At 68.5% G+C, this 23,213-nt stretch carries 29 protein-coding genes; 3 read left to right on the top strand and 26 right to left on the bottom strand.

The window, feature by feature from the left end; all coding sequences use genetic code 11:
• Positions 1–87: 87 nt before the first annotated feature.
• Both ACN5W5_RS00345 and ACN5W5_RS00340 read right to left on the bottom strand, forming a co-directional pair.
• Positions 88–792, bottom strand: coding sequence for a UPF0149 family protein (locus tag ACN5W5_RS00345; protein WP_420046635.1), 705 nt, complete (start codon positions 790–792; stop codon positions 88–90).
• On the bottom strand, positions 789–2,321 hold the full coding sequence (locus tag ACN5W5_RS00340) for a DUF2779 domain-containing protein (protein WP_420046634.1): 1,533 nt from the start codon (positions 2,319–2,321) through the stop codon (positions 789–791). The genes ACN5W5_RS00345 and ACN5W5_RS00340 overlap by 4 nt, the downstream gene beginning before the upstream one ends.
• Positions 2,322–2,490: 169 nt before the next feature.
• On the opposite strand from ACN5W5_RS00340, the gene ACN5W5_RS00335 reads away from it, so the two are divergent.
• The 3 genes from ACN5W5_RS00335 (at position 2,491) to ACN5W5_RS00325 (ending at position 3,996) form a co-directional block, all read left to right on the top strand.
• Positions 2,491–3,135: a glutathione S-transferase family protein gene (locus tag ACN5W5_RS00335; protein WP_420046633.1), complete on the top strand. Its 645-nt coding sequence runs from the start codon at positions 2,491–2,493 to the stop codon at positions 3,133–3,135.
• A 40-nt stretch (positions 3,136–3,175) separates the two neighbouring features.
• A complete protein-coding gene (locus ACN5W5_RS00330) occupies positions 3,176–3,616 on the top strand; it encodes a hypothetical protein (RefSeq protein WP_420046632.1) in 441 nt (146 codons plus the stop codon).
• Positions 3,617–3,693: 77 nt separating this feature from the next.
• On the top strand, positions 3,694–3,996 hold the full coding sequence (locus tag ACN5W5_RS00325; protein WP_420046631.1) for an antibiotic biosynthesis monooxygenase family protein: 303 nt from the start codon (positions 3,694–3,696) through the stop codon (positions 3,994–3,996).
• Positions 3,997–4,086: 90 nt separating this feature from the next.
• On the opposite strand, the gene modC is transcribed toward ACN5W5_RS00325, so the two are convergent.
• The 24 genes from modC to nifA form a co-directional block, all read right to left on the bottom strand.
• The gene (gene modC / locus ACN5W5_RS00320; RefSeq protein ID WP_420046630.1) at positions 4,087–5,160 is read right to left on the bottom strand and encodes a molybdenum ABC transporter ATP-binding protein; all 1,074 of its coding nucleotides are present in this window, start codon (positions 5,158–5,160) and stop codon (positions 4,087–4,089) included.
• Complete coding sequence (modB, locus tag ACN5W5_RS00315; protein WP_210825758.1) at positions 5,157–5,828, bottom strand: molybdate ABC transporter permease subunit; 672 nt, start codon at positions 5,826–5,828, stop codon at positions 5,157–5,159. Before modB ends, modC begins: the two co-directional genes overlap by 4 nt.
• Positions 5,829–5,838: 10 nt before the next feature.
• Positions 5,839–6,669 carry a ModD protein gene (gene modD / locus ACN5W5_RS00310; RefSeq protein WP_420046629.1) on the bottom strand — a complete coding sequence of 277 codons (831 nt, stop codon included), beginning with the start codon at positions 6,667–6,669 and terminating at the stop codon, positions 5,839–5,841.
• A 5-nt stretch (positions 6,670–6,674) separates the two neighbouring features.
• On the bottom strand, positions 6,675–7,433 hold the full coding sequence (gene modA / locus ACN5W5_RS00305; RefSeq protein ID WP_420046628.1) for a molybdate ABC transporter substrate-binding protein: 759 nt from the start codon (positions 7,431–7,433) through the stop codon (positions 6,675–6,677).
• Positions 7,434–7,464: 31 nt separating this feature from the next.
• Positions 7,465–7,851 (bottom strand): NifB/NifX family molybdenum-iron cluster-binding protein, encoded by a 387-nt coding sequence (locus ACN5W5_RS00300; protein WP_420046627.1) that lies wholly within the window; start codon positions 7,849–7,851, stop codon positions 7,465–7,467.
• Between the two features lie 38 nt (positions 7,852–7,889).
• A complete protein-coding gene (locus ACN5W5_RS00295; protein ID WP_420046626.1) occupies positions 7,890–8,714 on the bottom strand; it encodes a TOBE domain-containing protein in 825 nt (274 codons plus the stop codon).
• On the bottom strand, positions 8,711–9,100 hold the full coding sequence (locus ACN5W5_RS00290; protein ID WP_420046625.1) for a hypothetical protein: 390 nt from the start codon (positions 9,098–9,100) through the stop codon (positions 8,711–8,713). The genes ACN5W5_RS00295 and ACN5W5_RS00290 overlap by 4 nt, the downstream gene beginning before the upstream one ends.
• A gap of 546 nt (positions 9,101–9,646) precedes the next feature.
• Positions 9,647–10,018 carry a hypothetical protein gene (locus ACN5W5_RS00285; protein ID WP_420046624.1) on the bottom strand — a complete coding sequence of 124 codons (372 nt, stop codon included), beginning with the start codon at positions 10,016–10,018 and terminating at the stop codon, positions 9,647–9,649.
• 6 nt (positions 10,019–10,024) lie between these two features.
• Entirely contained in the window at positions 10,025–11,635 is a 1,611-nt protein-coding gene (locus ACN5W5_RS00280) for a flavin monoamine oxidase family protein (RefSeq protein ID WP_420046623.1), read from the bottom strand.
• Between the two features lie 19 nt (positions 11,636–11,654).
• Positions 11,655–11,951 carry a 2Fe-2S iron-sulfur cluster-binding protein gene (locus ACN5W5_RS00275; protein WP_420046622.1) on the bottom strand — a complete coding sequence of 99 codons (297 nt, stop codon included), beginning with the start codon at positions 11,949–11,951 and terminating at the stop codon, positions 11,655–11,657.
• Between the two features lie 44 nt (positions 11,952–11,995).
• Positions 11,996–12,832: an SIR2 family protein gene (locus ACN5W5_RS00270; protein ID WP_420046621.1), complete on the bottom strand. Its 837-nt coding sequence runs from the start codon at positions 12,830–12,832 to the stop codon at positions 11,996–11,998.
• A gap of 9 nt (positions 12,833–12,841) precedes the next feature.
• A complete protein-coding gene (locus tag ACN5W5_RS00265) occupies positions 12,842–14,005 on the bottom strand; it encodes a DegT/DnrJ/EryC1/StrS family aminotransferase (protein ID WP_420046620.1) in 1,164 nt (387 codons plus the stop codon).
• 11 nt (positions 14,006–14,016) lie between these two features.
• On the bottom strand, positions 14,017–14,277 hold the full coding sequence (locus ACN5W5_RS00260; RefSeq protein ID WP_420046619.1) for a hypothetical protein: 261 nt from the start codon (positions 14,275–14,277) through the stop codon (positions 14,017–14,019).
• A gap of 5 nt (positions 14,278–14,282) precedes the next feature.
• Positions 14,283–14,507, bottom strand: coding sequence for a putative nitrogen fixation protein NifT (nifT, locus tag ACN5W5_RS00255; protein ID WP_291096782.1), 225 nt, complete (start codon positions 14,505–14,507; stop codon positions 14,283–14,285).
• Positions 14,508–14,539: 32 nt separating this feature from the next.
• On the bottom strand, positions 14,540–15,682 hold the full coding sequence (locus ACN5W5_RS00250) for a cysteine desulfurase family protein (protein ID WP_420046618.1): 1,143 nt from the start codon (positions 15,680–15,682) through the stop codon (positions 14,540–14,542).
• 106 nt (positions 15,683–15,788) lie between these two features.
• Positions 15,789–16,118: a hypothetical protein gene (locus ACN5W5_RS00245; protein ID WP_420046617.1), complete on the bottom strand. Its 330-nt coding sequence runs from the start codon at positions 16,116–16,118 to the stop codon at positions 15,789–15,791.
• Complete coding sequence (locus tag ACN5W5_RS00240) at positions 16,115–16,396, bottom strand: nitrogen fixation protein NifZ (protein ID WP_420046616.1); 282 nt, start codon at positions 16,394–16,396, stop codon at positions 16,115–16,117. Before ACN5W5_RS00240 ends, ACN5W5_RS00245 begins: the two co-directional genes overlap by 4 nt.
• On the bottom strand, positions 16,393–16,755 hold the full coding sequence (locus ACN5W5_RS00235) for a nitrogen fixation protein NifZ (RefSeq protein WP_420046615.1): 363 nt from the start codon (positions 16,753–16,755) through the stop codon (positions 16,393–16,395). Before ACN5W5_RS00235 ends, ACN5W5_RS00240 begins: the two co-directional genes overlap by 4 nt.
• Positions 16,748–17,638, bottom strand: a complete 891-nt coding sequence (locus ACN5W5_RS00230) for a 4Fe4S-binding leucine-rich repeat protein (protein WP_420046614.1) — start codon at positions 17,636–17,638, stop codon at positions 16,748–16,750. Before ACN5W5_RS00230 ends, ACN5W5_RS00235 begins: the two co-directional genes overlap by 8 nt.
• Positions 17,635–18,219 (bottom strand): hypothetical protein, encoded by a 585-nt coding sequence (locus ACN5W5_RS00225; protein ID WP_420046613.1) that lies wholly within the window; start codon positions 18,217–18,219, stop codon positions 17,635–17,637. Before ACN5W5_RS00225 ends, ACN5W5_RS00230 begins: the two co-directional genes overlap by 4 nt.
• A 9-nt stretch (positions 18,220–18,228) precedes the next feature.
• The gene (locus tag ACN5W5_RS00220; protein ID WP_420046612.1) at positions 18,229–18,639 is read right to left on the bottom strand and encodes a HesB/IscA family protein; all 411 of its coding nucleotides are present in this window, start codon (positions 18,637–18,639) and stop codon (positions 18,229–18,231) included.
• Between the two features lie 198 nt (positions 18,640–18,837).
• Positions 18,838–19,032: a 4Fe-4S binding protein gene (locus ACN5W5_RS00215; protein WP_177138544.1), complete on the bottom strand. Its 195-nt coding sequence runs from the start codon at positions 19,030–19,032 to the stop codon at positions 18,838–18,840.
• A gap of 46 nt (positions 19,033–19,078) precedes the next feature.
• Positions 19,079–20,677 carry a nitrogenase cofactor biosynthesis protein NifB gene (gene nifB / locus ACN5W5_RS00210; RefSeq protein WP_420046611.1) on the bottom strand — a complete coding sequence of 533 codons (1,599 nt, stop codon included), beginning with the start codon at positions 20,675–20,677 and terminating at the stop codon, positions 19,079–19,081.
• Positions 20,678–21,293: 616 nt separating this feature from the next.
• Positions 21,294–22,970 carry a nif-specific transcriptional activator NifA gene (gene nifA, locus ACN5W5_RS00205; protein WP_420047413.1) on the bottom strand — a complete coding sequence of 559 codons (1,677 nt, stop codon included), beginning with the start codon at positions 22,968–22,970 and terminating at the stop codon, positions 21,294–21,296.
• Positions 22,971–23,213 lie beyond the last annotated feature (243 nt).

The following is a 23,213-nucleotide window of genomic DNA, read 5'->3' as shown; positions in this document are numbered from 1 at the left end:
CACCGTCTCCACTGCTTTCCGACGCTGCGTTCGGCCATACCAGCTGCGTGCCGAATTTTGCGCACAGTGCGAACCACCCTCCCGCACTCACCCGCAGCACTTCTTGAACTTCTTCCCGCTGCCGCAAGGGCAAGCATCGTTGCGCCCCGGCGCGGCCGCAGCGTGTTTCACCGTCTCGACGCGCGGGCCCAGGCGTTGCCAGGTTTCGCGCAGGTTGTAGACCGCCCAGATCGCGTCGCCCACGGCTTTCATGCGCGCCGCGCTCACGCGGGGCGGGCCTTGCTGGTCTTGGTAGGCATGCAGGGTGGGCGCGCCGGTGTCGGGCAGCGTGAGCGCGCGCAACAGCTTCAGCGCCGCCTCGCGCCATTGCTGCGCCTGGGCGTTGCGCGGGCCGGCCCACTCCTCGGGCCAGGCGGCCACGGCGGCCATGAAGCCTTGCGCCCAGCGCTGGGCGAACGCATCGTCGCTCTCGCCCAGCTCGGGCTGGTAAGCCGCAGGGTCGTCGAGCGCGCTCACGCGGGTGTCCAGCGCCTGTTCCACCAGCGCCCAGCGCCGCGCCCACAGGGATGACACATTGGCGGGCACGGCGTCGGCGGCCAGACCCAGCAACCGGGGCCAGTATTCGCTGGGTGCGATGGCGCGGCGGCAGCAGACCAGGGCTGCCATGAAGCCTTCGCAGAACTCCCAGTCCGGCGTCTCGGGGAAGGACTGGCGCCGCACGCTGAGCCAGACCTCCAGCGCGGTGAAGTCCTCGGCACTCAAGGGCAAGTGTTCGGTGGCAACGGTGTTCATGGAGCGGTTCCTGCTTGTTCAAACAGCGCCAGCAGGCGGCGCAGCACCGCCGTCTCGCGCTGGCCATGGGCTTGCAGCGCGGCCCGGCAGGCCGCACGCACGGCGGCGCTTTGTCCGGGTTTCTGCATCAGCGCAAACACCGCCCGCGCCGAGCGCCCGGCGCCCGCGTCCAGCGCAGGGTCGAGCACGACGTCCATCGCCAGCCCGGGCGCCACGGCGCGCGCCATGGAGCGGAACGACCAGGAGCCGGCCATGACCGGGTGGTAGTAATGGCCGCGCGCGATCTGGAACAGATCGACGATGCGCGGCAGGATCGACTCCAGCGCGGGCGCGAGGTCGTCGAACCACTGCGCGAGCTCGCGGATGCGGTTGCGCTCGAAACCGGCGTTGTAGGCCAGCACCGCGCCCGAGGTGCCGAGCACGCCCAGCAGCGACAGCGCAAAAGCGCGGCGCGGGTCACCGCCCTGCCCTTCGGCCAGGAAGTGGTGCTCGCTCCACGCGCCGTCCGCCGTCTGCACCGCGCAGCTCCACTGGAACGGCAGCGTCTGGTAGGGCCGGGTGCCGGGCCAGATCGGCACGGCCAGGCCGATGGTGTCAAAGCGCAGGCAGTGGCGCGGGTAGGGCCAGGCGCGGGCCAGCGCGCCCACCTCGGGCTCCAGCAGCGGCGCGCCCTGCTGCACCGCGCGCACGGCGCGGCGCTGGCGCGGCGGCGCGATGTCTTCGGGGCGCAGGCTCATCACGTCGTGGTGGCCGGCGGCGCGCCATTCGGCCGCGGCCTCGCGCCCGAGGATGTCGAGGCTGGTTTCGGCATGGTCGGCCGCCGCCGGCAGCACACAGACCTTGCAACTCGCCGCGAACTCGCAGCCGCTGCCCTGGTGGCAATGCACTCCGGGCCTGGCCTCGGGTTCGGAGCCGCGCTCGCACTGGCGCATGGCCTCCAGCCATTCGGCGACCGGGCGCGAGCCGAGCACCGGCCCCAGGTCCACCTCGCGGAACAGGCCGGCGTAACAGCCGTGGCCGGGGTAGACGAAATCGGTGTCCACCAGCAGCAGGCCCACGCTCTGCACCGCAAAGCCGCAGCGTGCGGCCACGTGGGTCCAGAGCGCGACATCGTCCACGTCGCTGTCGTCGCCCACGGTCGCGTAGCGCACCTTGAACAGGCGCAGGCCGTGTTCACCCGCGGTCAGCACGTCGATGCGCACCTGGGCGCGGTCTTCGCTGGTCAGGCAGGCGCCCAGGACGGCCCAGCCCTCGGGCGGCTCGGCGTCGCTGTCCAGACAGTTCAGGGTGTGGCGCACCGCCTGCAGCCACTGCGCAGGGCTCTGCGGCGCGGCCACCGTGTCGGCGTGCGGGAACGAGGCGCGCAGGGCCACGTCCAGGCCCGTGGCGGGCGCCGGCTCCGGTTCGGTGGGCGTCGCTCCCGGCACGGGCACGCCGCGCTGCAGCTGGCGGCGCGAGAGCCAGAAGCGGCGCTCGCAGCTGCGCCAGCGGCGCAGGTCGTCGGTGTTGAGGGGCGGAGCAAAAACCATGGGCACTATCAGACAAAGCCGACACAGGACCGGACGGGAACCGGCACAAAGACCACAGGGAACCGGGCGCGACAGGCCCTTTCCAGGTGGTGTGCAGCTGTTTAGCAAGCCGCGTGCAAGCCCTGCCCGCCTGAGACGGCGTGGCGCGCGTCTTGCAAACCGGCCACGCATGACCCTCCAGTTCCACATGACGCCCGGCTCCTGCACGACCGGCATCCACATCCTGCTCGAAGAGCTGGAGCTGCCGTTCCAGGTGAACATCGTCAACCTGCCGGCGGGCGATCACCGAAAACCCGCCTACCTGGCGATCAACCCCAAGGGCACGATCCCGACCCTGGTGCTCGACGACGGAAGCGCCCTCACCAGCTTCCCGTCCATCGCCTACTGGCTGGCACGGCGCCACCCGCGCAAGCGCCTGCTGAGCGACGACCCGCTGCTGGCCGCGCACACGCTGGAGCTGATGGACTACGCGGTGGACACGGTGCACGGTCAGGGCTTCACGCGCATCTTCACCACCGAGCGCTACCTGCCCCAGGGCCTGAGCACACCTGACACCGCGCAGTGGACGGCCGCGATCACGGCGGAAGGCAGGCGCATCGTGCGCGAAGCCTTTGCCGTGGTCGAAGCCGGCCTGCCGGAAACCGGCTGCGCCATGGGTGCCGACTTCACGATCGCCGACGCGGCCCTGTTCTATGTGTTCTTCTGGGCCAGCAAGACCGACATCGCCCTGCCGCCGCGCTGCCAGGCCCTGTTCGAGCGCCTGCGCGCACGCCCGGTCGTGCACCAGGTGCTGCGCGAAGAAGGCTACCGCTGAAGCCGCCCGACGACCTTCCACCCAACCGACCGGACACCCCATGAGCAAGACAGAACTGCTGAGCCGCAACCGCGTGATCCTCTGCCACTTCGACGACTACAGCCACGCGCTGCTGTTCCCCAGGTGGGTTCAGGGCATGCTCTGGCCGCAGGCCCTGCCCGAGGGGGCCGAGCCCATGGCCGCACCCGCCACCGATATCGCGGGGCACGAGGCGGCGGCCATCAAACAGGCCGTGGTGCAAGACACCGGACTGAACCCCGACGAGCTGGAAACCGTGGACGACTATCAGGCCTGGTTCCAGACGCCCGGCGGCCCGCTGCGTGTGCACCTGCTGCGCTTCAACACACCCGACGCACCCAAGCCTGCAATCCATGCAATGGGCGGCACGTTCAAGGCCTTGAGCGAACTGCGCGGCGGTGCCATGGCCGAGCTGCTGTTGCTGCGTGAGGCGTTCACGCTGGTGGGTGGTGGCAAGGGCTGAAGGCGGGTCAGCCGGTCAGCGACGTCGCGCTGATGTCCTGCGCGCACATGGGTCTATTCAACCTCCGGAGTTCCACCATGTTCATTGCCATGAACCGTTTTCACATCGCACCCGGTCGCGAGTCCGACTTCATCGAGGTCTGGCGACTGCGCGACAGCCGCCTCGCCGGGGTGCCCGGCTTCCAGTCGTTCCACCTGTTGCAAGGCCCCAGCAGTGAACAGGCCACGCTGTTCGTCTCGCACTCCACCTGGGACAACGCCGCCGCCTTCGAGGCATGGACCCGTTCCGAATCGTTCCGCGCCGCTCACGCCAATGCGGGCCAGCAACGCGACCTGTACCTAGGACCACCGCAGTTCGAGGGATTTGACGTGGTGCTGTGAGGCGCCGCTGGCGGTTGGTCTTCAGCGACCCGCAGCCCGTGGCAGCGGGGCTTTAGCGAGAACACCAACCAATCGGGAGGTACTGAATACCTACCCGATCAAAGCCACCGCCTTGATCTGCGCCCACACAGCCTGACCCGGCTGCAGATCAAGCGCCGCCGCCGAGCGCCGCGTCAACCGCGCAAGCAGCGAAGACGAAGTCCCCACCTGCAAACGGCACAGGGCCAGCGCCGGGTGGCTGTCGTCGGCCAGCTGGTCGACCACCACGGGCAGGCTGTTGAGCAGGCTCGTGTCGGTCGCGGGCGAGAGCGCCAGGCTCACGTCGCGCGCCAGGATGCGGACGCGCACCGTGGCACCTTTCGCCTGCCCGCCGTCGCGCACCCAGAGGCAGCCGCCCGGGAACGCCACCCGGGCCAGGCTCCAGGCCGGATCGCGCTCCACCACCACGCCCTCCAGCACCACGCCCGCGTCTTCGCCCAGGCGGATCGGCAGATCGACGCGCGACAACACCTCGGCCAGCGGGCCCGAGGCCAGTGCCCGGCCCGCCTCCATGGCCACGATGTGGTCGGCCAGGCGCGCCACCTCGTCGGGTGCGTGGCTCACGTAGACCACCGGGATGTCGAGCTCGCGGTGCAGGCGCTCCAGGTAGGGCATGAACTCGTTCTTGCGCGCCAGGTCCAGCGCGGCCAGCGGTTCGTCCATCAGCAGCAGGCGCGGGCTGGTGAGCAGCGCGCGCGCGATGGCGATGCGCTGGCGTTCGCCGCCCGAGAGCCCGGCGGTGCGGCGCTCCAGCAGGTGGCCAATGCCCAGCAGCTCGATGGCCCGGTCCCACGCCACCTGCTGGGCTGTGCCCGCGGCGCGCGAGCGGCCGTATTGCAGGTTCGCGCTCACGCTCAGGTGCGCAAACAGCTGGGGCTCCTGGAACACGTAGCCCAGCGGCCGCTGGTGCGTGGGCAGGGCCAGGGCGCCGTCCTGCCAGACCTCGCCGTTGACCACGCAACGGCCGCTGGGCGCAGCGTTCAGGCCGGCGATGCAGCGCAGCAGGGTGGACTTGCCGCAGCCCGAGGGGCCGAACAGCGCGGTCACGCCGCGGCCGGGCAGGCTCAGGTCCACGTCGAGCGTGAAGCCGGGGAAGCTCTGCAGGAAGCGGATGTCTATGCTCATGACGAACGGTTCCAGCCCCGACTGTTCAGAAGCAGCAGCACGGCGAAAGAGAACACCAGCATGCCGCCAGCCAGCCAGTGCGCGTTGTCGTACTCCATCGCTTCCACGTGGTTGTAGATCGCCATGGACAGCACCTGGGTCTTGCCCGGGATGTTGCCGCCGATCATCAGCACCACGCCGAACTCGCCCACCGTGTGCGCAAAGCCCAGCACCGCCGCGGTGATGAAACCCGGCCGCGCGAGTGGCAGCGCCACGGTGAAAAACGCGTCCATCGGCGAGGCGCGCAACGTGGCCGCCGCCTCCATGGGCGCGCGGCCGATGGCGGCAAACGCCTGCTGCAGCGGCTGCACCACGAAGGGCATGGAATACAGGCACGAGGCGACCACCAGACCGGCGAAGGTGAACGGCAGCAGGCCCAGGCCCAGCGCCTGCGTGAGCCGGCCCACCGGTCCCTGCGGCCCCATCAGCACCAGCAGGTAGAAGCCCAGCACCGCCGGCGGCAACACCAGCGGCAGCGTCACCACCGAACCCACCAGGCCCTTCAACCGCGAGGGCGTGCGCGCCAGCCACCAGGCGACCGGTGTGCCCAGCGCGAGCAGCAGCACGGTGGTGAGGCCGGCGAGCTGGACCGTGAGCCACACGGCAGCGAGGTCGTTGGGGGAGAGCATGGGGCGTCCTTCAGCGCTGGAAGAAATGAACCTGCACGTCGCGCGGTGGCGCGGCGAACGGTGCCGAAGTCACCAGCAGGTCCGCGCCTGCGGCCACATGGGCGGCGGCGTTGTCGGCCCGCACGCCACCGGCGGAAGCCAGCAGGGGCCGGGTTGGCAGGGTGTCGATCTCGCGGCGGCAGTCGGCCACCGCAGCGGGGCTGAACTTCTCCAGCTGCAACACATCGGCCCCCGCCCGCGCCCAGCGCAGCGCCTCGGCCCCGTCGCCCACCTCGACCACGATCTTCTTTTCCGGCTGGGCGCGGCGCAGACGCGCGACGGTCTGCGCCGGTGCTTCGTCCAGAAAAAGGCGGTGCTCGGCGAACAGCAGCAGGGTCTCGGACAAACCCAGCCGGTGCATCACGGCGCCGCCGGCCTTGACCGCTTTCACCGACATGGCCTTGGTGCCGGGCACGTTCTTGCGCGTGCAGGCCACGGCCACGCCACCGGACTCGGCCACGATGGCCGCCGCCGAACTGGCGATGCCGCTGGCCCACTCCGCCAGGGTCTGCGCGGTCTTCCAGGCGCGGTGCAGCTGGGTGGCGCTGCCTTCGGCGATGAGCAGCTTCTCGCCCGCGACCAGCGCGGTTCCCGAGCCGGCCTGCAGGTGCACGCGCGCGCCGGCCAGTTCGAACAACCGGGCCGCCTCTTCCGTGCCACACACCACCATGGGCGCGCGGGCGGCGAAGTCCAGGCGACCCGCCGCCGCACCGATGGCCAGGCTCTCGGTGGTGAGGTCGCCGCAGGGCGCGTCGTCCTGCAGCAGGCGGCTCAACTCGTCGTCGCTCAGCGCGGTCGGCATGGCGCTCACTGGCCCAGCTCGTAGCCGTAGGACTTGATCACCGCCTGGGCCTTGGTGCTCTTCAGGTACTTGAGCAGCGCGACCGCACCGGCCTTGTCTTTGCCCGGTGTCAGCAGCAGCGCATCCTGCCGGATGGGGGTGTAGAGGTTCGCTGGAACCACCCAGGCCGAGCCCGGGATCTGGCTGTCTTTGAGCACCTGCGACAGCGCCACGAAGCCCAGCAGGCTGTTGCCGCTGCTCACGAACTGGTAGGCCTGCGCGATGGTTTCGGCGGTCACGAACTTCGGCGCCAGGCTGTCGTGAACGCCCATGGCTTTCATGGTCTCCATCGCCGCCGCGCCGTAGGGCGCGAGCTTGGGGTTGGCCAGCGCGATGTGGTCGAAACCGCCGCCCTTGAGCACCTCACCCCTGGCGTCCACCACCGCGGGCTTGGCCGACCAGAGCACCAGCTTGCCGATGGCGTAGCTGACCTGGCTGCCGGCCACCCCGGCGCCTTCCTTGATCAGCTTGACCGGGGTTTCGTCGTCGGCCGCGAGCAGGATCTCAAACGGCGCGCCGTTCTTGATCTGCGCGTAGAACTTGCCGGTGGAGCCGAACGACGACACGACCTTGTGGCCGGTTTCCTTTTCGAACTCGGCCGCGATCTTGTTGAAGGGCGCGGTGAAGTTGGCGGCCACGGCCACCGGGATGTCGTCGGCGCGGGCGGCCGTGGCCGCCAGCAGCAGGCCGGCGAGCAGTGAAGAAACCAACGGCTGGATGTTCATGGAAACACTCCGGGAATGAAAGAAAGAAAACTCAATGGCGCGAAAACAGGTCGCGCACCTTGCACAGTGCGGTGGTGACGTCGAAGCGCGTGTCGGGCAGCGCCTCGCCGGCCAGCACTTTCTGCAGCGCGGCGCGCGGGTCGGTCTCGCCGGTCAGCAGCACCTGTGCGCCCCAGCCCGCCATGTGGCGCAGAAAGCCGTCGCCCGCGCTGCCCGCGATCAGCAGGTCCACACCGTGCAGGGGGTGCGGGCCGTCGTCCTTGAAGTGGTGCGGCAGTTGTTCCTTGCTGAGCGCAATGCGTTGCGGCTCGGGCAGCGGCTGGCCGCTCTGGCAATCGAACAGCAGCCACTCGCGGGCCTGGCCCGCGTGGCCGCTGACCTGGCTCCCGTCTTTGTGGGTGGCGATGGCGATTTTCATGAAGGGTCCTTGGTTCTTGGTTCTTGGAAAGAGGGCGCTCAATCTGTGGAGACGAGGAAGACGCTGGATGCCTTGAAGATCGCCGTCACCGGCTGGCCCACCGCCAGGCCCAGGCGCTCCACGCTCTGGTCGGTGACCACGGCGGTGAGCACGTGGTGACCACCGGGCAGGGCGAGCGTCACCTCGGCGTTGACGGGGCCGTGGTGGATCTTCTGCACCAGGCCACGGAAACGGTTGCGGGCCGAGATGCGCGCGCCCTCCTCTTCCACCATCAACACGATGGACGAGGCCTTGACGAAGGCCAGCACATCGCGGCCTTCGGCCAGACCGAGGTTCTGCACCGACTCGTTGGTGACAATGGCCGTCAGCTCCAGCGATGGCCCCAGCTTCAGGACGACCTCGCTCTCGACCACGCCAGAGCGGATGGAGCCGATGGGGCCGGCGAACTGGTTGCGGGCACTGGTTTTCATGGTGAGCCTCCGGAGGACCTGTCGGAATTCGGCGATGTCGGGTTCACCGTGCTGCGCCAGCTGGCCGCTCAGGCGCGCGAGCGCGGCCTGCGATTCCTGCTCCAGCGCGCGGTAGAAGGCGATCAGGCGGCGGCCAAAGGCGGTGAGCTCGCTGCCGCCGCCGTGGCGCCCGCCGGTGGCGCGCAGCACCAGCGGCTCGGGCGCCACGTTGTTCATGTCGTCCACCGCATCCCACGCGGCCTTGTAGGCCATGGGCACGGCCTTGGCGGCCTGCAGGATGGAGCCGTGCAGGGCGATGGCTTCGAGCAGGCGGATGCGCTTGTCGCCGAGGAAGCTGCCCATGGCGGTGTCGATCATCAGCTTGCCCATCAGGGGCTGGCTGGCCAAGTTCATCGCGGCATGCCCCGGCTGAGCGAAAGCCGGGGAATGACCGCGCCGGCACCGAAGCGGTCAATCACCTTGTGGCTGGCGAGCCAGCGGTTGTCGGGCAGGCGCCAGGCGGTCACGGTTTCCGCGTAGACAGGGGCCTCGTAAAAGATCTCGTCGTCGTCCGAGCGCAGCGCCGTCTGCACATAACGGAAGGCACAGAAGCAGGCCTGGCCTTCGGCATCGAGGCCGAGGCTGCGGTCGGCCACGATCTCGTGTTCCTGCTCGACGGCAAAGCTCACCGGCGCCACCACCAACCCGATCAGATCGGAGGGCAGTTCCTCCATCCACGCCACCGCTTGGCCGCGCGCGGGGCAGGCGTTGGGTGGCGGGCTGTACAACGGTTGGGACATGACGGGCTCCTGTATCGATCACGACAGAACGGACGGGTCTTGCGACAGCGTTGTGTGCTTTGCTACACAACGTCCACGCCTGCGTGGCTTGAGAGCCTTGTTTGCAAAACGTGGGCCAACTTTTGGAGGAGAACGCTTGTTTCTTTCTCTGTGCTTTTTTTGGGTAAACACAAATCTCGTTCGTTGCACCTCGCGATGCCAAGGCGTGTGCGCTCAGGCCACAGCGCTTGGGTGAGGCGGTCGGCGCTGTGCGCCGACTTCCCTGCGATGCTCGCGACCGTGGCCCGTCGCACAACTCGCTGCGTTCGCTGCGCTCTCTCCGCTCAGACAAGTGCGACAAGTCAGTTGACGAAGCGCGCTGCGCGCGCGGCCACAGCCACTGCGCTTCTCGGCGCCTCACACGGCGCGCTGCGGCCTGAGCGCACACGCCTTGGCAGAAAGGGGGTTAGCGCGCTACCGGTGAAGAGCCACTTCATTTCTGCTGCGGCAGGCGCGAGGTGTTGCACCTGCAAGGTCCCCCCGCACACCACAGTACGGTTCAGATCCTCAAGCCAGACTCATGCGAAACAGATCGGGCTGGCTCTGCCGGTACACCCGCAGCCACAGCAGCGTCGCGGGCACCAGCGACTGGCTGGCAAACCACAGGGCTTCGTCCAGCGTCTCGCCGGGTGGACCGGCGAGTTGCACTTGCATCAGCGCCCAACCCGACCAGTCGAGCTCGGGCATGGTGGCGCGCTGGTCCGGCTCGATCTGCGCCACGCTGGCGGCCAGGGTGGCGAGCTGGCGCTGCACCTCGGCGCGCGTGAGGCGCGAACGCATCAGCTCCTCGCGCGGCAGCTGTTCGACCAGGATCAGCACCGATTCGCAGGCGCCCTGGATCAGGCCCAACAAGGCGCTGTGCAGCATGGGTTGGCTCATGCTCTTTCAGGCGCCAAGCGCTGCGGGCTCGGCCTGCAGCAACCGGGCGTTGAGTTCGATGGCGAACTCGCGCCAGGCGGCGGCCAGGTCGAGCGTGATGGCGCGCTGGGTCTCGGCGTCGGGCATCTGGTCTTGTGCGAAGTTCGACAAGGCGCACGAGCCGGCGTTGAAGGCCAGTGCGGCCTGCATCAAACCCTTGTTCCAGCCCGCGAACGGTGCCAGCAGCTGCGGCGTGAGCGCGTGCTGTCCTTGCCCCACCACAGCGTCGGCGGCGTCGAGCGCTGGCAACAAATCGTCGATCTGCGCCAGGCTCTCGCTGTAGACGCGGTCCACCGTCGCCAGCAGGGCGCGCTGCGTGAGCAGCTCGTGTTGCTGGCTGGAGAGCAGGCGCGTGAGGTGGCGGCGGTACTGGTCGGGTGCGGCGGCGGCGCGCGCGGCCACGCCTTCGGCAAAGGCCTGGAGCGCTGCTTCGCGGTCCTGGGCCACGGGCGCTTGGGTGGTGGCGGTGGGCGCCTTCTGGCGCAGCAGCGCGTGGGCGATGCGGTCGGCCGCTTCGAGCGCGCCTTCCATGTGCCCGGCGCCATGGGCCGCCGTTTCACTGCCACCCAGGAACACCCGACCGCTCCACAGCGGCTGGCGCAGCAGCGGGTCGGCCAGCGGCGGTTCGGGCGGCGTGGCGCGGTCGGTGTCGCTGCAGGTCCAGGGCTCCAGCGACCAGTCCTGCAGTTGCAACCGGCCACTCTGCGCGGTCTGGCCGTAGAGCTGGGCGAGCTGGCTGTCGATCAGCAGCGGCAGGCCGCGCTGAAAGTGCTCGCGCTGCACCGGGTTCAGCGCCACGAAGCCGCCCAGCGCAGCGCCCCGGGCTTCGTCGCAGGCGTCGAACACCTCACCCAGCACGGCCTGCGCATGGCGAACGAAAGCGTTGCCCGACTGCCCGGCTTCTCGCCAGAAGGCGTGGTCAAAAGCGACCAAGGCCTTGGCATGGGTCGCCATCCAGGTGGCGGTGTTGTCCATCGCGTCCCACACCGTTGCCGGCGGGGGCGGGTCCAGCAGCATGCGGCCGTGCACCAGGCGCGGCGGCAGGGCCAGCACGACCTGGCGCGCGCGCAGCGGTGCGCCGGTTTCCAGCAGGATGTCGATGTGGGAGCCGCGGTCGCGCAACACGCGCACGGGCTTGCCCAGCCGCAGGCAGCCCGCGGGCAGATCGGCGGCGAGCGCATCGGCCAGCCGGGCCGCGCCACCCTGGATGCGCCGTGCGCCGGCGTGCACACCACCCTCTTCCTGCCGCCGTTCGGGTTGGCGGTTCGGGTCGGTGAGCCAGAGCGCGTCGCCCGGGTCGTGCTGGGCCAGCGTGGCCAGACCCAGCTCGCCCAGCAGCGCACTGATGCGCGGTTCGGTCTCGGGCCAATACCAGGTAGCACCCAGGTCGAGCGCCTGGCCGGTCTGCTCATCGGTGCGGGTCAGCACCCGGCCGCCGATGCGATCCCGCGCTTCGAGCAGGGTCACGCTCAGGCCGCGTGCGACCAGGCTGCGGGTGAGCGCCAAGCCACACAGGCCCGCGCCGACCACCACGACGTCGGCCACCTGGTGGGTGGGCAGATGGAGCAAGGCGGCCATGGTGGGTGCGCCCTGGGGCTCAGCTCGTCATGAGCAGTTCAATGGTCACCGGGTCTTCGCCGAGCACCGCCTGGCAGGCCAGGCGCGAGGCCGATCCGATGCCGACCATGCCGTCGAGCTTTTCGTTTTCCAGCGGCTGGATGCGCGACAGGCTCTTGCGGCCGCTGGTGACGAAAACGTGGCAGGCCTCGCACTTGGCGTTGCCGCCGCATTTGCTCATGACCGGCTCACCCACGCCGAGCAGGGCTTTGAGGAGGGTGGTGCCGGCGGCGACTTCGTAGAATTTGCCGGAAGGAAGAACGGTGATCGTGGTCATGGTTGTGGCCTCATGGCTGGTTGGAAAAAGGGAACCGGAAAGGGTCAGGCGAGCGCGGGTTGCATGGCGTCGATCAGCGCCGCCGAAAAATCGGCCAGCGGCATGTTGATGCGGGTGATGCCCTGCTCTTCGAGAAAACGCGCTTCCATGCGGGTGGGCTCGTTGGGCAGCACGGCCCAGTGCAGGTCGCTGGAGCGCTTCATGATCTGGCGCGCGAAGCAGCGCGTGAGCTGGTCGTCGAAACGGCAGCCGAGGAACAGGAAGCTGCGGCCGGTGCGCCAGGCCTGCACCGCGGCGGGGATGGGGGTCTGGATGTCGATTTCGGTCAGCACCTCGACGTAGTCGCTGTCGGACACGAGGTAGTTGCTGGCCGGGCTGTGGCCGCCCCAGGGCTTGTAGTGCGTGGGCGCCACCGGCAGGGTGTCGAGCGCCTGGCCCTGGGCGTCGTAGGCGCCGGTCCACTGGCCGAAATGTTCGGACTGCGACAGGCCTTGCACCTGGTTCCAGCCGCTGCCGCCGCGCACGCGGGTCAGCGCGTTGAGCATGGTGTCGTCGTACCAGGTGTCGACCCAGAGGCCGGCGTTGCTGCCCGCCAGGGCCAGCTGCAAGGCCGACGGCTCGGGCGAGCTGGCAAAGGCCTCGTTCATCAGGTGCACCACCGACTTGCGGTGCTTGAAGTTCTCGATGAACTGGGCCGCCTGCGTCAGGCGGTTGCGCACCTTGTGCGGCACGCTGACCTTGGCCGTCATGAAGGTCGCCAGGTCCAGCGGCGTGGCCGGCACCTTGCCGGGTTCACACAGCGACAACATGTCCGGGCCCATGTAGGGGATGACGCTGCCGGCGTCGAGGCGGCGGGCGATGTCTTGGATCAGGTCGGTCATGGGGTTTCCTTAGAGATAAATGGCGGCACCGGCACCCACATTGGTGGCGGTGTCCTTGAGCGTGGTCACGATGTACTGCACCTGGACCGCGTCCATCTGGGTGTGCAGCGGCAGGGCCAGGGCGCGGTCGCCGATGCGGTCGGTGTCGCGCAGCAGGCCGCGCTGCTGGCCGATGGCCGCCGCCGCGTTCATGTAATAGAACTGCTGGTGCAGCGGGTGGCTGTAGGCGGCGGTCTCGATGCCGCTGGCCGCCAGGTCGTCCACCATCTGGGCGCGGGCACTCGCGGTGAAACGTTTGCCGAGGTGCACGACGTAGAGCATCCAGTGCACCTCGTCGACGTTCTCGGCCAGGTAGGGCGGCTTCACGCCCTCGAAGCTCTGCATCTGCTCGTGGTACCAGAGCTCCACCTGCTTGCGCTCCACCAGCCGGTCGTCCAGGCTGGCGAGCTGGGCCAGGCCAAGGGCGGCGGTCATCTCGCTCATGCCAGCCTGCAGCGGCACGCGCGAACCGACCGAGACCGAATGCCGGTCGCTCACGCGGCGCTGGCGCAGGTAGCGCAGCTCGTGCACCAGCGCGTCGTCGTCGGTGACCAGCATGCCGCCCTCACCGGTGCACAGCGCCGAGGGCTGCGAGAAGTCGAACACCGACACGTCGCCAAAGCTGCCGACCGTCTGGCCCTTGTAGCGCGAGCCCAGCGCTTCGGTGCTGTCTTCGATCAGGGGGATGCCGTGCGCTTTCGCGAGCGCACGCAGCGGGTCCCAGTCGGCCGGGTGGCCGTTGGTGTTGCCGGCCAGGATGGCGCGGGTCTGCGGGCCGATCTTGAGCGCGGCTTTCTCCGGGCTCAGGCAGCCGGTCCAGTAGTTGATGTCGGCGAACACCGGCGTGGCGCCCGCGAGCGTGATGGCCTGCGCCACCTGGTGCCACGAATGGCTGCTGCAGACGACCTCGTCGCCCGGGCCGATGCCGTAGGCGCGCAGGGCGATCCAGGTGCCCAGGGTGCCGCTGCCCACCGCGACCGCATGGCGCCGCCCGGCCCAGCCGGCGAAGGCACGTTCGAACGATTCCAGCATGGGGCCATCGCCCCAGCGGGCCGATTCCAGCACGGCGGTGACGAGCTGGATCTCGCGCTCGCCGCACGCGGGCTCGTAGAGGGAGATGGCATCGATTTCCATGGGGTGCCCGATCAGTCTTGGGTGAGGATGAGTGCGTCGGCTTCTTCGGGCAGCTCGGTCACGCTCCAGCAGTGGCCGTTGGAGGTGGCGAGGTAGACCTTGCGGGCGCCCAGCATGAGCGCGGGCTTTTCGTCGCGCATGTCCATCGCATCGACCAGCACCACCTTCATCTCGGGGTGCTGGGAACGCCAGATCGAGGCCGCGTCGCGCAGGGTGGTGGCGGCGCCCACGAGTTCGCCGGCCGCGCGCAGGTGTTCGGTGCTGATGGACATGGCGGTCAGTCCTCGGAGACCGAAGAGGCCAGGCGGCGCGCTTCGACCGTGATGGGCAGGGTCGTGCCTTCGGGCATGACCGGCAGTTCGAGCTGCCAGCCGTTGGCCAGCGTGACCAGCCCACCCCACATGCCGGGATTCACCATGTCGACGATGGGCTCCTCCAGGTCCTTCTTGGGCACATAGGCGCTCAGCACACCTTTGGCATCGCGGCGGATCATCACTTTCATCATCGGCTCCAGTCAGACAAACACAAAAAAAATCAGGACCCAGCGGCAACACTGAGCAAGGGTTCGAGCAAGGCGGGCAGGCTGTTGAGCAGCAAGGCAATGTCTTCGGCGCGGGTTTCATCGCCGAGCGAAAAGCGGATGGCGCACAGGGCCTCGTCGCGCGGCACGCCCATGGCGGTCAGCACGTGCGAGGGCTCGCTGCCGCCAGAGGAGCAGGCCGCGCCGCTGGACGCCGCCACGTTCAGGCGCGAGAGGCGCTGCAGCACGACGTCGGCGTCCACCATGCCAAATCGCAGGTAGCTGGTGCCGGGCAGGCGTGGCACGCCCTGGCACCACACGTGCAGGCCCGGCAGCTCGGCCAGGCCGCGTTCAAGTGCGTCGCGCAGGCCGGCCACCTGTTCGGCCTGTGCCGTCAGGTCGCCCAGACGCTCCAGCGCCGCGGCCAGACCGACGATGGCCGGCAGGTTCTCGGTGCCGCCGCGGCGTCCGCGCTCCTGGCTGCCCGGCACCGGCGGCGCGAGGGCCCGGCCCTGGCGCAGCAACAAGGCGCCCGCGCCCTTGGGGCCGTGGAACTTGTGGGCCGAGAGCGAGACCGCGTCGGCCGGGTGGTCGGCAAAGGAAAACGGCAGCTTGCCGATCCACTGCGTGGCGTCCACGTGCATGGCGGCGCCGGCCGCGTGGGCCATCGCGGCGACTTCCGTCACCGGCATCAGCGCACCGGTTTCGTTGTTGGCCGCCATCAGCGAGACCAGGGCCAGGTCCGGCCCCATCAGGGCTTCGGCGGCGATGAGGTCGATGCGGCCGTCGCACGACACGGGCATGACGTCCACCGGCACGCCCTGCTCCGCCAGTGAACGCGCCAGGCGCAGCAGGGCCGAGTGTTCGACCGCGCCGATCAGCAGGCGGTTGCGGCCCTGGGCCTTGGCCGCCGCCAGCAGGCCGGTCAGGGCCATGTGGTTGGCCTCGGTGGCGCCGCTGGTGAAGATGAGTTCGCTGGTCTTGCAGCCCAGGGCCTTGGCCGCCGTGGCGCGTGCCGCACCGAGCACGCGCTTGGCGTCCTGCCCCGGCCCGTGCTGCGACGAAGCGTTGGCCCAGGCGGTGACAAACACCGGCCCCATCGCATCCAGCACCTCGGGCGCGGGCGGCGTTGTCGCGTTGTGATCCAGGTAGATCATGGCGAGCTTCTCCCCCAACCCAGGGCACCGCCGGGCCGGCTTTGCCGGACGGCCAGTGCCGCCCCCTGGGGGGTAGCGCGAAGCGCTGCGGGGGGTGTCATGGTCTTCATGGCCAGAACTGCCGCTCGCTGTCCAAACACAGGAGGTCGAGCAAGGGTTCGATCTGGTCGGCCCGCTCCTTCTCCACCCAGGCCTGCTGCTGGTGGTCGCGCGCGCACAGCGTCCAGCAGGGGTGCTCGCCCACGGGCGGCTTCAGCAAGGCAATGGCGATCGTGCCGCCGCTCGGGTCCACGTTGCGCGAACAGCACGGGCTCTCGACCCGGTAGCCATCCTCATCCATGAAAACCTGAGGCTGCACGAAGCGGTAGCGCACGCGTTCCTTCAGCGCCCGCTCCAGGCGGTGCAGCGTCAGGTCACGCGGCGCGACAGCGTTCATGCGGCGCCGTCCTCGGTCTCGGGCAAGAGGCCGGCGGGAGCGGGCACGAGCTCGATCTCCATGCAGCCGACCACGCAGCCCGGGAACTGCACCAGGTAGACCGGTTCGTTGAGTTCCTGCGCGTGGCCGATGTTGACGATCTCGCCCACCGTGCCGCGCGCGGCGAGCAAGGCGTCGGGTTCGCGCTCGGGGTAGCTGCCGTCGTTGACGAGGTCGTCCAGCGCGATCACGCGCTGGCCCCAGGCGTAGACGGGTTCGCGGGGTTCGATGCCGTTCATGTGCTCTCCTGAGAAGGTTGTGCTTGACCGAGGGTGGTGATGGAAGCCGCCTTCTCGCCGAGCTGCGCCAGCACCTCGTCGGGCAGGTTGTCCAGGGTGCAGAGTTCTTTGGCGCGCATGCCGACGCGGTGGCCGGATTCGACGAAGTCGACGGCGTAGATGTAGAACTGCTGCAGGAAGGTGTTGATGTTGATGACGTAGCCGATCTCACCCTTGTTCACCAGCACCTCGCCGATGTCCTTGCCGTTGTAGGTGCCGTCGTTGCGCACCACGGAGCGCGCGATCACGCGTTCGCCGTACTGGAAACGCGGGGGAAAGGCGAGTTCGATTTCGGCGTCGTCGCGGTTGATGTCAGCCATGGGGCACTCCCGGTACCAGTGAAAGGGCCTGGCGCGTGTCCTGGCGTTCGAGCACGCACTGGCGCACCAGGGGGTCGTCGTCCTCGCGCAAGGGGTCGAGCAGGGACGGGTCGGCGCGCTGCGCCACTTCCCAGCGAACGCGCCAGTCGGTGTCGGCCATCAGGCGCGGCAACAGCGGCGCGGGCAGGCGCTCGGCGACCGTGCGACGCACCTCGGGCGACCTGTCGCTGAGCAGGATCAGCAGCGCCGGCATCTCCAGGCGCTGCGCCACGATCAGGCGCACGGCGCGGTCGGGGTCGCGCGCCATGGTGGGCAGCAGCGCCAGCGGCAGGCGCCGCGCCACCCATTCGCGCACGCCGTAGTCGCTGTCGTTGCGCATGGCGGCGAGTTCGGCGGTTTCCAGGCGCTGGGCGACGCGGATGCGCACCTCGCGGTGCGGGTCGTGCGCCATGCGGCCGAGCAACTGCTGCGGCAGGCGCAGCGCGATCTGCAGGCGCACGGTTTCGTCGGGGTCGTCCATCAGCGAGGCCAGGCGGAACACGTTGGCGTGGCGCGCGGCGATGGCGCGCACCTCGAAGTACGGGTGGCCGAGCTGGCGGTCGCCCTGCTCCGGGTGCCAGCGGAAAAAACGGTCGATGCGGCGCGCGTACACGTCCTGCATGCAGGCATGTCCCGGTTCACAGCCTTGTTCGCCTGGGCGGTCGCGCAGGGCCGCGTATTCGCAGGCGCTGCAGTCCACCGGGCCGCCCTGCCAGTGCGAGGCTTCGATGTCACCGGCGGGGGCGCGGGTGGCCTTGAACTCGCTCAGCGCGTTCACTGGATGACCTCCGCCCTGCGGGCTGCGGTGCGAGCTTGCTTGGGAACGGCCCGGCGCGTCGCTCATAGCTTGGCCCCAGTTCCGCTCCAGCCGCGCACCGGGTAGGCGCTCAGCGGGTCCACCGCGTCGGGCGTGTCGGCCGCTTCTCGACGCGCCAGCACGTGCGAAAGCAAGGCACCACCGAGGTGGTCTTTCGGGTCGAGCTGGCGCAGCGCGGCCAGCATGAGGCGCGCTTCGTCGAAGTCGCCCAGGCGCAGGTTCAGGTAGGCCAGGCCCTTGAGCGTGAACAGGTAAAAGCGCACGGCCGGGTCGTGGCGCAGGGCGTCGTCGTCGGGCGGCTGGTCGCCGAAGTTGGGGCCGAGCGCGCTGCGCGCAATCGCCAGCGCGTCTTCACCGACCGCGCGGGCCTTGTCCAGCGCATGACCATAAAAATGAAAGCGGTAGAGCGCGATCAAGGGCCCGGGGTGGCTGGGTGCCAGGGCGCGCGCCTGCTCCAGCAAGGCCAGGGCTTCGTCGCCCTGGTCTCGCTGCAGGCCCGCCTTCCTGATCAGCGCATCGACCTCGGGGCTGACCGCGCCGCCGATCGCACCGGCGCCGAACGCGTCGAGCGCGTCGTCCAGCCCCAGGTTGACGACGGCGGCGTTCATGGCCGGCGCTCAGGAGGCCAGCGAGGCCGGGCGACCGCGCCCGATGGCGCCGATCTCGATCTTGGTCACACCCACCACCGGCGCCGGGCTCTCGCTGGAAGCGCTGCTGCAGCCGCAGGCGGCCTGGTTCGGGTTGGTGAAGGTCAGACCCGACTGCGTCGGCGTATCGGCGAAATCGACGATCACACCTTCGAGCATCAATCGGCTCTCGGCGCCAAGGAACAGGCGCAGACCTTCGATCTCCAGCACCTGCTCACCGGGGCCGGGCGCGGCTTCGGCGCTGAATTCCGAGCTGTAGCCCGAGCAGCCGCCCGGGCTGACCGCCAGACGGAAACCCGCACCCGCCGGCAGGCCGGAGAAGCGCACGATGCGCGAAATGAACTTGACGGCGGCGGGCTTGAGGACGATGTTGGGCAGCATGGTGGTGGTCTCAGGTTGTCTCAATGAATCGGTGTGACAGCAATGTTTCGGGCGATGCCCGAAGCGAGTTGCAAGCCCCAGGGTGAGCGAAGCGAAGCCCCCACCAGGGCACCCGCGGAACCGGCTTTTCCGGGCCGCCAGGTGCGCCCCCTTGAGGGGGGATGCGGCTACGCGCAGCGAGCAAGCAACGGGGGTGCTTCAGATCTTGACGATGCAGCCGTCCACAGGGCACACCGCGACGCACTGCGGCTCGTCGTAGTGGCCTTCGCAGTCGGTGCACTTCTTGGGGTCGATGACGTAGGTGCCGCCTTTTTCGCGGATCGCGACGTTCGGGCACTCGGGTTCGCAGGCCGAGCAGGCGGTGCAGGTGGAAGCGATGATCTTCATGGGCATGGTGGCTCTCCTTCTGGGGGACGTCGTGGGGGATGGGTTGTTGGTGTCAGGCGGCTTCGGCGAGGCCGCCGGTGAAAGCGCCCTGGCGGATCTGCGCGTCGCCGCGCGGCTGGTGCGTGATGGCGCCGCTGGCGATGCGGCCGCGGTAGTCGTTGAACCACTCGAGCGCGGCCTTTTCGATGAACTCGCCGACGTACTGGTCCACCGGCTCGACACCGGCGGCCAGCAGTTCGTCGCGCGGGCAGGCACCGATCTTGGCCACCAGCACGGCGTGGCAGTCGTTGATGGCGTTGACCACCGAAGGCAGCTGCTCGTCGTCGCCATGGCCGCCCTGGCAATACAGGTCGACACGGCGGTGGCCGACGAACAGGGCCTGCGCGGCCGAGACCTCAAACACCTGGAACTCGGTGACGTGGCCGAAGTGCTCGTTGACCCGGCCGCCGCCCTTGGTGGCGACCGCGACCAGCACCTTGAGGTCGTCGTCCACACCGATGGCGGTGGCCGCGGCCAGGGCTTCGTGTTTGGCGGCCTGTTGGGCCTGGCGCTCGACCTCGACCTTGTCCTGGTAGCTCTTGCGCTTGTCCAGGTCGTAGACCACTTCCATCTGCTCCAGCTTGTCGAGCGTGAACTCTTCCGAGCGGTCTTCGCCCAGCAGGCCCACCGCATCGGCGCGGCACTGGCGGCAGTGGCGCATCAGGTTGGCGCCGCCCATGCAGGCGTCCTGCACGGCCTTCAGTTCGGACGCGGTCGGGCCACGCTGACCGGTCAGGCCGAACACCGTGCCGTGTTCGGCTTCGGAGATCAGCGGCATGATGTTGTGCAGGAAGGCGCCGCGCTTCTTGACTTCGCGGTTCACTTCGATCAGGTGCTCGTCGTTGATGCCGGGGATCAGCACCGAGTTGATCTTGGTGAGCACGCCGCGCGCGGTGAGCATTTCCAGGCCGAGCATCTGGCGCTCGTGCAGGATCTTGGCGGCCTCGTAGCCGGTCACGCGCTTGTGGTTCCAGAAGATCCAGGGGTAGATCTTCTCGCCCACGGCCGGGTCCACCATGTTGATGGTGATGGTCACGTGGTCGACGTTGTATTTGCAGATCTCGTCGACCTGATCGGGCAGCGCCAGGCCGTTGGTGGACAGGCAGAGCTTGATGTCGGGTGCCTGCTCCTGCAGCATGCGGAAGGTCTCGAAGGTCTTGGCCGGGTTGGCCAGCGCATCGCCCGGGCCGGCCACGCCGAGCACCGTCATCTGCGGAATCTCGCTGGCCACGGCGACCACTTTTTTCACCGCCTGTTCGGGCGTGAGCTTCTGCGAGACCACGCCGGGGCGGCTCTCGTTGCTGCAGTCGTATTTGCGGTTGCAGTAGTTGCACTGGATGTTGCAGGCCGGCGCCACGGCGACGTGCATGCGCGCGTAGTGGTGGTGGGCTTCTTCGGAATAGCAGGGGTGGTTCTTGACCTTGTCCCAGACTTCCTGGGGCATGTCGTCGGGACCGTCGGACGTGCCACAACTGGCTTTGCCCTCACCACCGGAGGTGCCACAACCACCACCGGTGGCGGGCAGTTCGGGCGTGGCGCCCAAGGATTTGATCTGGCCGATGCCGATGTAGGTCTTGGCCGGCAATGAACCACTGGCTGCGCTGGTTTGCATGGGAACCCTTTTCGCGTCCGACACTTGGCCGCATGGGGGACCTATAGCCAAATCCGTGCCACCGGAAATCTTGTTTTAAATCAAGGAACTGATGTCTTTTGTCGGTTGTCGCAGATGCCACAGGAGCCACATTTTTTTGGATGTATCGCGTCTGGCTTGCGACAAAGGCCACACTCTGGTTTTCTGTGAACTGGCGCCACTCGGCGGTGTGGGCAAGGCCGGCGCTTGTGAGGGCCGTTCTCCGGCTCAGGCTCGCGGGCGGCTGTGGGGGTTCGCCGGCATCACGGCATCAACAACGGGCTTGTTGGCGGGCTCTGTGGCCACCGCGAATGTAGCCTGCGCCCGACCCTCCCAACCACCGACCTTGATCAGCATCCATGTGCAAGAGGGAAGTCAAACGTTGGTTCCGCCCACCCGTTCGCAGACGTGTCGGGTGGCTGCGGCGGGGCGCCGAAGAGGATTCGCGCATGCCACCGAGCCTCGACCACCAGCCCGGTGTTCACGCAAGCCCTCCGGCCTGAGGACAAGCATCTGCGCGAGCGCGAAGGCGACCCGCCGCGGACGCCCGGCGCGTGGCCCAGGTCAACGGGTGGCGCCAGCAACCCCTACAACGATTTCAAAACTTCCGAACCTCGATGCCATGCTTCTGCAAGGCATAGCCCATCTGGCGCGGTGAAATCTTCAGCAGGCGCGCCGCCTTGGCCTGCACCCAGCCACTGCGCTCCATCGCCCAGACCAGGCGCTCGCTTTCGCCTTCGGGCTTGCCATCGGCGACAGCGGTCGGCGCGGCGACGGCAACCGGCTCGGGAGAGACCTCGCTGGGCGCAGGCAAGGCCGCATCGGCCCCGGCGGGACCCATCGGGCGCTCCTGGATCGGAATCTCCGTCAGGCGACTCGGCCGTACCGCGTCTTCGCGGTCGATGTGGTGCAACACCTGGGTCAGGCAACGGTTGCCCTGGCAAGGGAAGGCCAGGTCGGTGATCACATCGCTGTGCGCCATGGTCGCGGTGCGTTCCACGCAGTTCTCCAGCTCGCGCACGTTGCCCGGCCAGTAACAACTGCTCAGCACCCGCATCGCCGCCGGGCTGAACTGGGTGGTGCGTGCGTTGTCGCGGTTGAACCGGTCGAGAAAATGTTTGGCCATGGCCGGGATGTCTTCGCGGCGCTCGCGCAGCGGCGGCAGCTGGATGCTGACCACGTTGATGCGGTAGTACAGGTCGGCACGGAACTCGCCCGCCTTCACCATGCGTTCCAGATCCCGGTTGGTGGCGAGGATCAGGCGCACATCCACCTTCACCGCCGTCGACCCCCCGACACGCTCGAACTCGCGCTCCTGCAACACGCGCAGCAGCTTGGCCTGGAACGAGGCCGAGATGTCACCGATCTCGTCCAGGAACAGGGTGCCGCCGTGCGCCATTTCGAAGCGGCCCTTGCGCTGGCCCTGGGCGCCGGTGAACGAGCCCTTTTCGTGGCCGAAGAGTTCACTCTCCAGCAGCGACTCGGTCAGCGCCGCACAGTTGACGCAGACAAACGCTTCACGCTTGCGCGGCGACAGGCTGTGGATGGCTCTGGCGATCACTTCCTTGCCGGTGCCGCTCTCGCCACGCAACAGCACAGTGGTGCGCGCCGGCGCCACCTGGTGCACCTGGTCAAACACCTCCAGCATGGGCGCCGAGGTGCCCACCACGTGTTCGATCTTGTTGCCGCTCTTGAGCGCCTTGGACATGCGGCGCACCTCGTCCTGCATGCTGTCGTGGGCCGCGCTGACACTGCGGTGCAAGAGCAGCGCCTGACCCATCAGCGTGGACACCATCTTGAGCAACTGCAGGTCGTCACCGAAGTGGCTGCGGGTCTGCGGATTCAGGTAGTCGACCGCCAGCACGCCCACCGTGCGCCGGTCCGCCCGGATCGGCGTGGCCAGCATGGCGACACAGGCGCCCGGGCTCTGGTCGGCGCCCCCGGTGCGGTTCAGGAACAGCGGCTCGGCTCGCAGGTCGGGCGCAGAAAACGGCATGCCCGTGGCGTAGACCCGGCCCACGATGCCCTCACCCGGCAGGAACTTCAGGCGCTGGCTTTCTTCGAGGCTCAGACCGACAGCGCACAGGCCGTGCAACTCGGCGGAGCCCGGTTCGGACAGCACGACAAAGGCACGTCGCCAGTCCATTGCCTGCAACAAATAGTTAAGGGCTTCACGAAAAGTTTTGTGGACGTCGAGCGAGGTCGCGAGCGTCTTGCTGATCTCGTAGATCACGTTCAGTTCGCGCCGCGCTGCGGTCATCTGTGTGTTCATCACCATGGTGCGCTCCGGGTAGGTGCAAGGCAGGACCTGATACAGGGCAGCGCCGCCCCTGGCGTGGCCGGTGAGCACCAACGCAGGGATTTCTGACGCAGAAAAGCCACCTCCTGACGCGCTCTCATGCAAGAAATGAACCAATAACTTGATGGTGTGCGCCGTTGATCGTTTGGCTTCACGCTTTCCGACAAACCGGACAGTGCTGTTCGATGACACGGCGGATGGCGCGAACAAAACCAACAA

The sequence above is a fragment of the Hydrogenophaga sp. ZJX-1 genome (assembly GCF_048590325.1).
Taxonomy (GTDB): Bacteria; Pseudomonadota; Gammaproteobacteria; order Burkholderiales; family Burkholderiaceae_C; genus Hydrogenophaga.
The sequence above is the reverse complement of the archived record's forward strand: the minus strand, read 5'-3'. Positions and strand labels throughout refer to the sequence as shown.